The organism is Martinezella multihospitum (assembly GCF_900094585.1).
Taxonomy (GTDB): domain Bacteria; phylum Pseudomonadota; class Alphaproteobacteria; order Rhizobiales; family Rhizobiaceae; genus Rhizobium; species Rhizobium multihospitium.
Genome location: NZ_FMAG01000005.1, coordinates 1 through 13,087, shown reverse-complemented (window position 1 = coordinate 13,087; position 13,087 = coordinate 1). Strand labels below are relative to the sequence as shown.

The 13,087-nt window shown below is 60.7% G+C and carries 13 protein-coding genes; 6 read left to right on the top strand and 7 right to left on the bottom strand.

The window, feature by feature from the left end; genetic code table 11:
• Positions 1 to 23: 23 nt before the first annotated feature.
• On the top strand, positions 24 to 653 hold the full coding sequence (locus GA0061103_RS20540) for a hypothetical protein (RefSeq protein WP_092715146.1): 630 nt from the start codon (positions 24 to 26) through the stop codon (positions 651 to 653).
• Between the two features lie 37 nt (positions 654 to 690).
• On the opposite strand, the gene GA0061103_RS35430 is transcribed toward GA0061103_RS20540, so the two are convergent.
• Positions 691 to 999, bottom strand: coding sequence for a GCG_CRPN prefix-to-repeats domain-containing protein (locus GA0061103_RS35430; protein WP_092714470.1), 309 nt, complete (start codon positions 997 to 999; stop codon positions 691 to 693).
• Between the two features lie 241 nt (positions 1,000 to 1,240).
• On the opposite strand from GA0061103_RS35430, the gene GA0061103_RS20530 reads away from it, so the two are divergent.
• Positions 1,241 to 2,848 carry an inorganic phosphate transporter gene (locus tag GA0061103_RS20530; RefSeq protein ID WP_092714469.1) on the top strand — a complete coding sequence of 536 codons (1,608 nt, stop codon included), beginning with the start codon at positions 1,241 to 1,243 and terminating at the stop codon, positions 2,846 to 2,848.
• 212 nt (positions 2,849 to 3,060) lie between these two features.
• Here the strand turns inward: GA0061103_RS20530 and GA0061103_RS20525 are convergent, their stop codons facing one another.
• From GA0061103_RS20525 to GA0061103_RS20505, 5 genes are all read right to left on the bottom strand, one after another.
• Complete coding sequence (locus GA0061103_RS20525) at positions 3,061 to 3,510, bottom strand: Ros/MucR family transcriptional regulator (protein ID WP_092714467.1); 450 nt, start codon at positions 3,508 to 3,510, stop codon at positions 3,061 to 3,063.
• Positions 3,511 to 3,680: 170 nt separating this feature from the next.
• On the bottom strand, positions 3,681 to 4,268 hold the full coding sequence (locus tag GA0061103_RS20520; RefSeq protein ID WP_208603540.1) for a helix-turn-helix domain-containing protein: 588 nt from the start codon (positions 4,266 to 4,268) through the stop codon (positions 3,681 to 3,683).
• Between the two features lie 112 nt (positions 4,269 to 4,380).
• The gene (locus GA0061103_RS20515) at positions 4,381 to 5,169 is read right to left on the bottom strand and encodes an EAL domain-containing protein (protein WP_092714465.1); all 789 of its coding nucleotides are present in this window, start codon (positions 5,167 to 5,169) and stop codon (positions 4,381 to 4,383) included.
• 334 nt (positions 5,170 to 5,503) lie between these two features.
• Positions 5,504 to 6,316 carry a sugar phosphate isomerase/epimerase family protein gene (locus GA0061103_RS20510; protein WP_092714463.1) on the bottom strand — a complete coding sequence of 271 codons (813 nt, stop codon included), beginning with the start codon at positions 6,314 to 6,316 and terminating at the stop codon, positions 5,504 to 5,506.
• A 244-nt stretch (positions 6,317 to 6,560) separates the two neighbouring features.
• A complete protein-coding gene (locus tag GA0061103_RS20505; RefSeq protein WP_092715143.1) occupies positions 6,561 to 8,438 on the bottom strand; it encodes an adenine deaminase in 1,878 nt (625 codons plus the stop codon).
• A 326-nt stretch (positions 8,439 to 8,764) separates the two neighbouring features.
• Here GA0061103_RS20505 and GA0061103_RS20500 point away from each other — a divergent pair, with 326 nt between their 5' ends.
• From GA0061103_RS20500 to GA0061103_RS20485, 4 genes are read left to right on the top strand one after another with little or no spacing between them, the layout of a single operon-like run.
• Positions 8,765 to 9,802: an ABC transporter substrate-binding protein gene (locus tag GA0061103_RS20500; protein ID WP_092714462.1), complete on the top strand. Its 1,038-nt coding sequence runs from the start codon at positions 8,765 to 8,767 to the stop codon at positions 9,800 to 9,802.
• 46 nt (positions 9,803 to 9,848) lie between these two features.
• The gene (locus GA0061103_RS20495; protein WP_092714460.1) at positions 9,849 to 10,673 is read left to right on the top strand and encodes an ABC transporter permease; all 825 of its coding nucleotides are present in this window, start codon (positions 9,849 to 9,851) and stop codon (positions 10,671 to 10,673) included.
• Positions 10,673 to 11,464, top strand: a complete 792-nt coding sequence (locus GA0061103_RS20490) for an ABC transporter permease (protein ID WP_092715141.1) — start codon at positions 10,673 to 10,675, stop codon at positions 11,462 to 11,464. Before GA0061103_RS20495 ends, GA0061103_RS20490 begins: the two co-directional genes overlap by 1 nt.
• A gap of 6 nt (positions 11,465 to 11,470) precedes the next feature.
• A complete protein-coding gene (locus tag GA0061103_RS20485; protein ID WP_092714458.1) occupies positions 11,471 to 12,529 on the top strand; it encodes an ABC transporter ATP-binding protein in 1,059 nt (352 codons plus the stop codon).
• Between the two features lie 44 nt (positions 12,530 to 12,573).
• Here GA0061103_RS20485 and GA0061103_RS20480 read toward each other — a convergent pair whose 3' ends face one another.
• Complete coding sequence (locus tag GA0061103_RS20480; protein WP_092714456.1) at positions 12,574 to 12,876, bottom strand: winged helix-turn-helix transcriptional regulator; 303 nt, start codon at positions 12,874 to 12,876, stop codon at positions 12,574 to 12,576.
• Positions 12,877 to 13,087 lie beyond the last annotated feature (211 nt).

Here is a 13,087-nt window from a genome sequence, read left to right as displayed (position 1 = left end):
GATCGCATCCCGCGCATGGCAACATGCGCGGGGGATGCCTCTATCCAGGCGGCGTCCTGTTTGCAATCTTCTGGCTGATACTGTCGGGTTGTTGGCCGGCTTCGGTTGCCGCGCATGGCGGTGGTTCCTCCGGCAGCCAGGCCGGCATCCCGATCCCTGGCCTCACCCATGGCGAAATGGCTGTGATCGCTCCCTATTACGGGCGGATCGTCTCGCTTGCCGAGAGCACATCGGATACCGACGAAACCTTCCGCCGCCTCTTGAACTTCGCGCAGATCCAGCGCGCCTATTGCCTATGGGGCCTGATGCCGGGCAGCATCAGCGACGAGGAGAGTCCGTTCAACGAATGCTCCCATGCCTACCTCGCCGCAGCGGAGGCGGTGCTGCTGCAGATGCGTGTCATGAGAGTGGAGAAAGCATCGGTCGACGATCTCGTCTCCGATATCGACGCGACACTCGTGCGCAACAACCTCTCGCTCGTCCTGTGCAAATTCAGCGGCGAGAGCTTCAATACGGCCGATCTCATCCGGCCGAAACTTGCCGATATCGCGCTTCATGCGAAAAGCCTTGCCGCGATTTTATCGGCCAGCCTGCTCGTTCTTGCGGGGCTATGGCTCGCAGCGCACGCGTTGCGACCTCAAACCCACTCTTAAACAAAACACCGCCGCAAAGCGCGGCGGTGTTTTGATCTTACCAGTAACGCGGGCGATCACGCCAACGGTCATCGCGCCAACCGTCGCGATGATGGCGATGGCCGTGCCAGCCCCATGGTGGCGGCGGTGGCGGCCTGTAGTAACCCCAGCGCCGAGGCGGCGGGCCCCAGCGATTCGGGCGGCATTCGCCCCAGCGCGTCAGGTGCCAGCCACGACCGCAGGCATAGTCAACTTTCACGATCGGCACTGAGGCCGCTGTCCCAACGGCTGGGATAGGCATTGCCTCTGCCGAAGATACAACCAGGCTGCCGAACAAGGCAGCGATGGCAATCACGGACGATCTCATTTTGATGGCCCTCTATCCAAGTCCCTTACATGCGGGATTTAACCCCCCGAGGTATGAACGCCGGCTGAACCGAAAAAGGCCATTTGACGGCGAAATCAAGATCGGGCCAAACGTATGTCCGCAGCCGAAAAAAGCATACTGTTGCCGGCATTTGCAGCCAGCCGCAACCTACTCGCGCGTCACGAGAGTTTCATGAAGGAGGCTTACACCGACGATATCAATTGCCATAAAGGAGTTTGGGATGGTCGACCTCGCTTCAAACACTTCGGAGGGTGGCAATGCCAACCATCCAATTCACGGCGCCGGCAGTTCGGCAAAATGGTTTCTGCCGATCTTCGGTGTCATCGTGCTGGCCGGCCTTGCCTATGTCGGCTATGCCCTTGGCAGCGACCTCGCCGAAGCCGCCGCTGTTCCGTGGATCCTGCTCGGCCTGGCGCTGCTGATCGCGCTCGGCTTCGAATTCGTCAACGGCTTCCATGACACGGCCAATGCCGTGGCAACCGTCATCTATACGCGGTCGCTGCCAGCGGAATTCGCCGTCATCTGGTCGGGCTTCTTCAACTTCCTCGGCGTTCTCACCTCTTCAGGCGCCGTCGCCTTCGGCATTCTGGCGCTGCTGCCAGTCGAACTGATCCTGCAGGTCGGCTCCGGCTCCGGTCTCGCGATGGTCTTCGCCCTGTTGACGGCCGCCATCATCTGGAACCTCGGCACCTGGTATCTGGGCCTGCCGGCATCGAGCTCGCACACGCTCGTCGGCTCCATCATCGGCGTCGGTCTCGCCAACCAGTTCCTGGCACCCGCCGGCTCCGCCACCAGCGGTGTCGACTGGTCGCAGGCAAGCAGCGTCGGCATGTCGCTGCTCCTGTCGCCGATCATCGGCTTTGCAATGGCTGCAATATTGCTGCTGGTCGCCAAGGTGCTGATCCGCAACAAGGAACTCTATGAAGCGCCGAAGGGCAATGCGCCGCCGCCGGCCTGGATCCGCGGCCTGCTGATCTTCACCTGCACCGGCGTCAGCTTCGCCCACGGCTCGAACGACGGCCAGAAGGGCATGGGCCTCATCATGCTTATCCTCATCGGCCTCGTGCCGACCGCCTTTGCGCTGAACCGCACGCCCGATGTCAACTATCTCGAAGCGTACAAGGCTGCCTCAACGCAGGTCGAGACCGTGCTTGGCAAGTACGTGAAGCCCGGCGTTGCCGCTCCGGCCGATCCGAAGGCTGCCGTCAGCGATGCCGTCAAGACCAAGACCTGGTCGGATGCGACCACGCCGGCGCTGCAAGCCTACATCCACTCGACCAGCGCCGAGATCGCCGCTTATCCGAGCGTCGAAAAGCTGCCGAACGGGCTCGTCAGCAACGTTCGTAACGACATCTACCTGATCGGTGAATCGCTGAAGCTGATCGACAAGCAGAAGCTGCTGCCGATGAACGCCGACGACCTGAAGGCTGTCACGAACTATCACGCCGCCGTCGATCACGCGACCAAGTTCATCCCGCTCTGGGTGAAGGTTGCCGTCGCCTTGGCACTCGGCCTCGGCACCATGGTCGGCTGGAAGCGCATCGTTGTCACTGTCGGCGAAAAGATCGGCAAGACGCACCTGACCTATGGCCAGGGTGCTGCCGCCGAAGTCGTCGCCATGCTGACGATCGGTGCCGCCGACCATCTCGGCCTGCCGGTTTCGACCACGCACGTCCTGTCCTCCGGCGTCGCCGGTACCATGGCCGCCAACGGTTCCGGCCTGCAATGGTCGACCGTGCGCAACATGCTGATGGCCTGGATCCTGACGCTGCCGGCCTCGATCGCCCTTGCCTTCGTGCTGTTCATCGTGCTGCGCCAGGTCTTCTAGTCGTCGCCGATAAAGATGCCGGACATTCCCGATAAGGCAATGGCGCCCCTTGCAGGGCGCCATCTCATTTGCGGCAATCCGCCAGCAGACACGGCACGGCGGCAAGCGGCGCAAAACGCATATAAAGCGCTCGCGAATATCCGCCCGCATTCCCACGAAGCGTCGAAGTCATACCCGTCGGGAACGCATGAGGCGCCTGTTTCCGAATTGCTTCAGCCGACGCGTTCCCTCTTGCTGCCATTCGCACCGAGGCCGGAAATCTTGGCAAGCTCCGAACGACGGTTGGCGTAATTCTGCGCCACCATCGGATAGTTGGGAGCAAGTCCCCATTTCTGTCTGTACTCCTCAGGCGTCATGCCATAATGCACGCGCAAATGGCGCTTCAACGTCTTGAAGCGTTTGCCGTCTTCGAGGCAGACGATGTAGTCGCTTGTCACCGATTTCTTCAAATCCACCGCCGGCACCAGATTGCTTCGATCGACGATCGAAGCCGACCCATCCAATGTCTGCAGCGCCTCGTGAATATCCTTGATAAGCCTGGGGAGACTGTGAACAGGGATGGCATTGTGGCTGACATAGGCCGAAACGATCTTCACGCAGCCATCGAACAAAGCAGGTGTCTTCTGGGGTACAGGGTCTTTTCTCTCGCTGAAAGAATCCATGATCTTTTCCCGGATCTCATTTGGTTCCTCGCGCGCCGCCCCGCTCGAATTGCATCATGCGCGATACCCGCAGCCGGGCAGCGCGCCGTTTCGATTTGCGCCCTGTTCCAGGAGCGCGATCCCGGTTTGGTAACCGGGGCACAATGCGTCCGCATGCAATGCGGGCGCAATCATAGCCGGTAGCTTTTCGCTCCGTATCCCATATCCGCAGCGGTCTGCGGCAGTTCGCCGGCGGAGTCCGAGAAGTAGACCGCCAGCTTGTTGCAAAGAGTGACGAGCGGCATGCCGAGCATGAACGCCGTATGAGTGGGATCTCCGCCGCAATGCTGCAGCGTCTGAAGAATAAGCTTGCGCTCGACATCCTCCATCGTCTGGCCGACAAGACTACCGACGGCGGTATCGACCGCTCCCTGCAGCAAACGGCCATCGCCAAGATGGAGAGTGATCTCCTCGATCAATCGATTTTCGCTCGCGGTCACGATGACGACGTCATCGGTATGACCGCCGAGCTCGCACAGGACATAGAGCCCGGTCTCGGCATCTATGCTAACGCGGCCGATCGCTTCGGCCGCCTGATCGCAGATAAGGACATGCGGCTCGGCTCCGCCGACGAATGAGGCGGCCAGCTCGCCGCTCCCGGAGAAGACGATGCGAAGCCGGCTCACAAAAGCGCGCAACAGTGTCTTCGTCTTGAGCTCGCTCGCCGCCCGGGCCGCCGAGATCTGATAGGCCGATGTGAAAGCCGGCTGCTTCATCATGACGTCACCTGCAAGGCCCTGATAGCAGGCTTCGTCGAAAGACCGGCAGACATACGCCATGCACAACGATTGGAGATCGCGGTCATATCCGGCGGGAAAACAGTAGGAACAGTCATTCCACCCCCCGCAAGACGGCTTTCCGCTTGTAGCGCCGGAGCTGCGCCAAGGAAACCGGCTTCGACAGCAGGAAGCCCTGTACATGCGTTGCGCCCGCTTCCCGCGCTACATCGAGCTGGGAACTGGTTTCGATACCCTCGACGACGACAAAGGGAGCAAAGCAGGCGGCAAAACCGACGAGATGGGAGAGGCTATCGCTTCCGTCGCGGCCTCGCCTGTTATCCCACACGAAGGCTGCATCGATCTTGATGATATCGGCAGGCACCTGCAACAGCGATGCCGGCGTGGCAAAACCCGACCCGAAATCGTCAATGGCGATACGACAGCCGAGATCACGGATCATCTTCATGCGCTCGATGGATGCGCCAACCACGGGATAGCTTTCGGTGACTTCGATGATGAGGCGCGAAGCAAGCTCCGGGCGGCGGCTGATTCGGCCGAATACATCGGCGAACCGATCGGAGTGCGACAGGCTGGTGGCGGATAGGTTGAAACCGAGAACCAGCGCCTTATCCGCAGTCAGATCGGACAGCACCATATCCAGAATACGCAGATCGAGATCGAACCAGCGATCCTGCCGCTCGAGCAGCGAGACGAAGGTGCCGGCCGTGTGCACGGTGCCGTCCGAGTCCGTTACGCGCGCCAGACTTTCCGCGTAGAACACCTTGCCGACATTTCCGGCATCATGAATCCATTGCGCCGCAAAACCCAGACCGCCTTCGGCGATCGCCTTCAAGATCAGGGCTCCATGCCCCTCCTCCTCGCGGCTCGCACTACCGTTCATCGGACTTCCCCTTCGGGGCGACGCGGCGATCGGGAAATATCCAGCAGCAGAAAACAGCGGGTGATGAACGGCGCGCTTCGCTCCGAAACATCGGATTCCGGTGTCTATAATCCGCCTCTTCCATCTTCCAGACACCCTCAAACCTCAATCATTGAGGCCCCCTTCATCGAGCTGGAAATATTGCGCCGAAGACCGTAGTCAACCCAGCATGGACATGCCTACGAGATAGTTATTTAATAATTGCTAATACACTAATTAACTAGCGCTGCAAAAGTCAATCTCCGCGCAGCCTTCTCCCGTACAACTAAACTAAAATATTAATGCTCTTCAACAATTATTCACCACTTGCCATCTGGGGCCACCAGCCACTTTGCCGCGCCGCCTGCAGCGCCAAATCCAGAGGCGGCAGATCCTGATGCCACAATCTTTCCCACTCCAGACTCTTGATACCGGCATAACCATCGGCATCGAGCGCTGAACGCAGGGCCGCCATCGGGAACTCGCCGGTACCAGGCAGCACATAACTATAGGGCAGCCTCGGCCCCGGCCTCGAAACGCTGTCCTTGATGTGGAGATGGTGCGTGTTGCGCCGAACCTGCTTCCAGGTCTCGACGGGATCTTGTCCGCCCTTGCGCCAAGTATGATGCGTATCCCAGATAAGCGCGCAATCGGGCGCTATTTCAAGGAAGCGTGGAATAGCGTCCGGCAGCGCAAGGAAATCATGTGTCTCGATGACCATAGCGGCATGAAAGCCTTCACGCTCCGCAGTCTCATGCCACCATTGCAGCGTCGCCAGCGCCTCGGCCAGCTCGCCCTTATCGGCGGTTTCGCCGCCGTCGAAAACCCGGAGCGAACGAACGCCGGCGGCCTCCGCCCATGGAAGATAGCGCAGGAACTCTTCCTTTGCCTGGGCTGTCGCGCCGACAAGACGCAGCGAAGTATTGAAGGCACAGACGCTTATCGGAGAGGCCTGCAACACTTTGGCCAGGCCGGCCGGAGAACCGAACCTTTCGTTGAAATAGGCAACCAGATCGACAGTGCCGCCAAGGGCGCGGATTTCGATGGCATCAATGCCATGTTTCGCGGCCAATCCGAGGGCTTCGTTCAATTCGAATTCCGCACATCCCAGTGTGGAAAATGCCGACATTGTCCGCGACCTGTCACTATCAACTGCAATCACCAGAGCCTCCTCCGCCCGGTTGCCGCTCGCTCGACGCGCGGATGGGTACGCTCTACCCTTCCACGGTCCGCGGCTCGACATAAGTAACCAAATAGATAATTAAGTAGCGGGCTTCGACCGTCAAGCTCCGATCGCAATCCACCCCGTAGGGCAGCTCATCAACGATCAACGGCGCGGCGGCGGATATTCAGAATAAGGACAATGGATATCCCTACCAGACGATCGGATGCGTCTCTCCGGTCGCGACATTGACAAAGCCTTCCGGCGCCCTTTCGGAAGGAGCGACCAGAACCCAACGCCAGGGCGCGCAGGTAAGCGTCGCGAAGGAAAGCCGCTCGGGAAAGCCCGGCCACCAGCGCGGCGAGAAGGTTGGCTCATACATCCAGTCGATCTCGGCCCCGGCCTTATAGAGCGCCTGCATCTCCGCATCCAGCTCTTCTGCCGAACGCGCCGTCATCAGACCGCCGACTTCATAGCGGACGCGGGCGATGACCTTGCCGCCAGAGACCAGCACCCAGCCGCCCTGCTGCTCCTTTAGCGCGTTCGCGACCATGGCCATCGCCTCATCGGAGGAGCCGACGACCCAGATATTGTGTTTGTCATGACCGAGTGTGGCGCCGAGCGCGGTATCCGGCGTGCGCGGCCCCGTGCCCAGCCAGAACATGCGCGCGACCTTGGCCTCGCCGGAAAAGCGGTCGACGATCGCGAATTTCGTGACGTTGCGATCGTGGTCGCGCTGGACGGCGCCATCGCTGACGGGCAGGTCCATGGTGATGAAGTCATCAGCCCAATGGAATGGCCGCAGCAGCGCAGCCTTGGCTATGGCCGCTTCCGATGGAGCGGCGATGCGAAAATCGTCCGCCGCGACGGTTCGATCGACGCGGACCGTCTGCGTCGCCCATTCCGGCCAGTCGATCTCGGGGCGAACGCCGACGAAAGCCTTGCCTTCGGCTGCCGGCCTGCCATCGGCCCAGACCTTGGCGATCGCCAGCGTTTTCACGTCATCCAGCAGCACGATATCGGCGAAGCGGCCCGGCGCAATCGAACCGACCCAAGGCGTCAGCCGCATGTGGCGGGCCGGGTTGATCGTCACGCATTGAATGGCGATTTCAGGCGCCAGTCCGTTCTCGATCGCAAGCCGGACATTATGATCGGTAGCCCCGATCTTGAGCGTATCGCTGGCGCTGCGATCATCGGTGACGAAGGCGATCTGCGACCAGTCGGACAGGCCCTTGTCGATCAGCCCCTTGATGACCTCGGGCAGGGAATGCGGTCTGAGCTCGATGAACAGGCCATGCGTCAGCTTCTCCCAGATCTCCTCCAGGAACCAGCCCTCATGATCGGAGGCGAGGCCGGCGCCGGCAAAGGCATTGATCGACGCCAGATCGCGCAGGCCCGCGCCATGACCCTCGACGACGCCGCGCTGCTCGAAGGTGGCCCGGATCATGCCCCAGAGGCGATCATAAGCAGGATTCTCCGGATTGCTGACGGACGGCCAATCCATGACCTCGTCGAGCCCGGCCACCATCAGGCTTTCGCTCAGAAACGACTTCTGCTCGTCATAGCCGAAATGGCCGCCGCCCCATTCGTAAGCGGTCGGCGGCACAGCCGATCCAGGCAGAGGGAAAATCTTCATCGGCGAGCCGCGGCGGCGCGCTTCCAACCAGAATTCCAGATTGCGGGCGCCGTTCACATTGGAAAACTCGTGGCTCGCCTCGCAGGTCCAGGTGACGCCATGCGGCATGACCAGGGCCGCTTCCCATTCCGGTGTCAGATGCGAGCTTTCGATATGCTTGTGCGCCTCGCCGAAGCCGGGGACGGCGGCAAGATGCGGCTCGTGCACGCGCTCGCTCACCTCGCCCTGATAGCTGCCGGCCGGGCCGACATAGGCGATGCGCCGGCCTTTGACAACGATTTCCTGATCGTCCAGCCAGGTGCGGCTATGCACATCCAAAAGCTTGCCGACACGCAGCAGACTATCCGCGGGCCGGCGGCCGAGCGCGGTCAGCGTCAGATCCTGACGGATCAGCACTTCGTCCGCCGCATTGATAAGCAGATCGTCGGGAAGATTTGTGTTCGGGGATGTCATGAAAAGCATGCCTGCAGGATATTCGGTCAGTTGAGGGTAGAGATGACCGATCCGCGTGTAAAGCTGCCTGGCCCACCGGCAGAATAATCGCATGTGAAATGAAAGCATTGCTGTGCCGCTCCTTCTCCCGAGGAGGGAGAAGAGTTCGCAGATCTCAACGATGTGCAATGGCCAGACGTCGCAGCGTGACGCAACATATTCATCCCATCAAAGGCAAAAACCGCCACCCTGCCCATTTGTTGGGCTTGTAAAGCCAGTGCTCGAAAAATAGTATCCTGCAAGCTTGAAACATATGCCCGATTTCATTGACCAAAAGGATTTCGAGAATGAAAGGCCTCACCCTTGCCCGCGCCGCGGGATTTGCTCTCCTTGCCGCGGCAACCGCCATGCCGGCCTTTGCCCAGGCAAAAACGCTGACCATTTCATGGTGGGGCTATAATGGCGAGAAAATGCAGGCCAACATCATCGAGCCCTTCAAGAAGACCTGCGGTTGCGACGTCGTCTTCGAAACCGGCAACAATGCCGACCGCCTCAACAAGCTGAAACTGCGCAGCGGCAAGGGCGTCGACGTCATCTATCTCACGGACAGCTATTCGCAGCTCGGCATCCAGCAGGGCCTCTTCCAGCAAGTCGACCGCAGCAAGATCCCGAACCTTGCCGATCTCTACGATATCGCCAAGGCGCCGCAAGGCAATTACGGCCCCGCCTACACGATCGGCCGCGTCGGCATCGTCTACGATACGGCGAAGGTCAATCCGCCGATCACTTCCTGGAACGATCTCTGGCGCGATGACCTGAAGGGCGCCATTTCGCTGCCGGGCATCACCACGACGGGCGGTCCGCTGACGGTGCTTCAAGCCGGCAAGCATGCCGGCGTCGATCCCTATGCCGATGCCGACAAGGCGTTCGAAGCCATCGAGGCGCTGAAGCCGAATGTCGTCAAGAACTACAATACCGGCTCCGAGCTGGTGAACCTGATCTCGACGGGCGAGGCCAAGGTGGCGATGACGCAGGATTTTGTTCTGACATCCCTGCGCGCTGCCGTTCCGACGATGGCCTGGGCCGATCTGAAGGAGGGCGATATCGCCGTCCTCAACACGGTCAATATTCCGAAGGGCTCGGAAAATGTCGAGCTTGCCCACCAGTTCATCAACTTCATCCTGTCGAAGGACGTGCAACAGGCGGAAGCCGAACAGGGCGTCGATGCGCCTGTTTCCACCAAGGTCGTGCTGCCGCCGGAAAAGGCCAAGCTCTGGACCTATGGCGCCGAGATGATCGCCAAGCTCAGCCGCATCGACTATCAGAAGCTGATCGAGGCGCAATCCGACTGGGTCGACCGCTGGAACGAGATCTTCGGCATGTAACAGGGCATGCCGCACACTCCTGCGGCGTTCTCACGGAATTTAGTTGATGAAGCATTTGATGAAATGGGGTTTGGCGACGCCGGCGATCGTGGCCGTGACGCTCTTCCTGCTCGTTCCGGTGATCATTACGATCGCGGCGACCTTCGGCGAACCCAAGGGAGTGTTCTCCCCCTATGTCGCCTTCTTTTCCAGCGGCTTTCGCCGCACGGTGCTGTTCAGGACGATCGAGGTTGCGCTGATCACGACGGCGATCTCGCTGTTTATCGGCTTCATCGCCGCCTATGTGATCGCGCAGATGCCGGACCGGGCCAAAAGCGTGATGATCATCGCCGCGGTCTTTCCGCTGCTGACCGGCGTGGTCGTGCGCTCCTTCGCCTGGCTGATCATTCTCGGCAAGAATGGCATTCTCAACACCATCCTCATGTCGATCGGCGTCATCAACGAGCCGTTGTCGATGCTCTACACCGAGGGCTCGGTGATCGTCGCCATGGTCTATCTCTTCGTACCCTTGATGATCCTGACGCTTGTCGGCGTGCTTGAGGGCATCCCGCAGGATCTCATCCAGGCGGCGACGTCGCTCGGTGCAACGCCGGCCGCAACCTTTCGCCAGGTCATCCTGCCGCTGGCGACGCCCGGCCTCATCGTCGGCGCCGTGCTTGTGTTCACCGGCAGCTTCACCTCTTACGCCACGCCGCAGCTGCTCGGCGGCGAAAAGCAGATGATGATGGGCACCTTCCTCTATCAGCGCGCCATGGTCACCTTCGATTGGGTCGGCGCCTCGACGATTGCCGCCATCATGGTGGTGGTCACGATCGGCATTGTCGCGATCATGAGCCGTCTGGCGCGACGGCTGAACCCGATGGCGGTGTGATCATGACAAGAACGGTCCACCCCGCGCTCGCCGCTTTCACCGCCCTCGTCTTCCTGTTCCTGCTGGCTCCGCTCGTCATCATCATCGGCGCCGCCTTCAGCGACACGACCTATCTCACCTTCCCGCCGCAGGGCCTGACGCTGCACTGGTTCTCGAACATCTTTCAGATCGAGGCCTTCCGCACCACGGCACTCACCAGCCTGCAGCTTGCCTTCCTCGGAACCGCGCTCTCTCTATTGATCGGCATTCCCGCGGCCTATGCCATCAGCCGTTACAGGGTCGAGCTGCCGCGCTGGCTTTCGACGCTCTTCGTCTTGCCGATCCTCGTTCCGGAAATCGTCTTCGGCTTCTCGCTGATGAAGTCGATCACCATCGGGCTCGGGCTGCCGATCTTCCCGAGCCTTCTGATAGGCCATGCGCTGCTGGTGCTGCCCTATTCGGTGCGCGTCGTCAGCGCTAGCCTCGCGAGCTTCGATTTCTCGATCGAGGAAGCCGCTATCAGCCTCGGCTGCCCGCCCTTGAAGACCTTTTTGACCGTGGTGCTGCCGAATATCCGCGCCGGTGTCATCGCCGCCTTCATCCTCGCTTTCATCACCTCGATCAACGATGTCTCAGTCTCGGTCTTCCTGACAGGCCCAGGCATTTCCACCCTCCCGATCCAGATCCTTGCCCATATGGAACAATTCTTCGACCCGACCATCGCCTCGGTTTCCGTGCTGCTGATGCTCGTCACCGTCGCCGTCATGGCGATCGTCGAAGCGACCCTGGGCCTCACCTTCCTGACAAAGTAGCCGCCCGTGACCGTATCGCTTTCTATCAATTCCATCAGCGCCCATTACGGCAAGACGGCCGTGTTGCAGGACCTGTCCCTTTCAGTCGCCGCCGGCGAACTGGTCTCGCTTCTCGGCTCGAGCGGCTGCGGCAAGACGACGACCCTGCGGCTCGTCGCCGGCTTCCTGCAGCCGACGAGCGGCACGATCAAGCTCGGTGAGCGCGACCTGACGACGCTGCCGGCGCATGCCCGCGATATCGGCCTCGTGTTTCAGAACTACGCGCTGTTTCCGCATCTGACCGTGCTCGAGAACGTCGCCTTCGGCCTCAAGCAGCGCCGCCTGCCGACGAAGGAGCGCCTTACGAAGGCCGCCGCCATGCTGGATCGCGTCGGCCTTTCCGGCCTCGGCGACCGCCTGCCCGGCGCCCTCTCCGGCGGCCAGAAACAACGCGTCGCACTCGCCCGCGCCCTCGTCATCGAACCGCCGCTCCTGATGTTCGACGAGCCGCTCTCCAATCTCGATGCCAAGCTCAGGGTCGATATGCGCGTCGAGATCCGCCAGCTACAGCGCGCCAATGGCACGACCTCGCTTTACGTGACCCACGATCAGGAGGAAGCCTTCTCGATCTCCGATCGCGTCGCCATCATGAATGCCGGCCGCATCATGCAGCTCGATACGCCGGAAATCCTGTACCGAAAGCCCGCGAACAGCTTTGTCGCCCGCTTCGTCGGTTTTGAGAACCTGCTGCCTTTGCGTGTCATTGCCCGCGAGGGTGTTTTGATCCAAGCCGAGGCCGAGGGTGGCGCGAGAATCACGTTGTCGCAGGATGATTTCGGTCCCATTCCCGACAGTTTTGTCCTCGGCTCCCGCGCGGACGGCCTTTCGGTTCGGCGCGAAGGCAACGGCTTGCCCGCGGTTTTGGGAACCCGCACCTATCTTGGCCGCGCCTACCAGTATCAATGCGAGACGGCAGCCGGTGCCATCGTCGCCAATGGCGCCCTGTCAGAGCCAATGGCAGCCGGAAGCAACGCGGTGCTGCTGCCTGTGCCTGAGCAATGCTGCATCCTCTCATCGGAGGCGTAGGCAGAAAATAGTCTGCGTCACCGCCTCAATTTCCCAGAATTGCTCTATCCCGCCGCGTCGTAGGACGCGCGATGCGTTTCGATTTCGCCCAGATGCTCCACCACCCATGCCGCAAGATGCGTCACGGGCACCGAAAGCGAGCGCCCCAGCTCGGTCAGGCCATATTCGACCTGGGGCGGTATGGTCGGATAGACCGTTCTCGTCAGCATTCCCTCACGTTTCAAGGCCTTCAGGGTTCGGGTCAGCATCTGCTGGGAAACCCCGCCGATCATCCGCTTCAATTCATTGAAGCGCCGCGGCCGCTCCACCAGCATGGCAATGGCAAGCACCGTCCATTTGTCGCCCATGCGACCAAGGACTTCGATCACCTTCCGAGCTGAACGGGCCAGTGCGTGAGAAGGCCTAGCCCGACAGAGTTGGGGCACGCGATAGTTCAGAGTCTAGCCTTTCGCGTTTGGGCTGGCGTGTGCGGCTGCCTTTGATTTCCTTGGGGAATTTTCTTTCGTTCGGCTTCTGGTTAAGGTGATCTAGCGAACGAGGAGCTACGATTACCAGCGA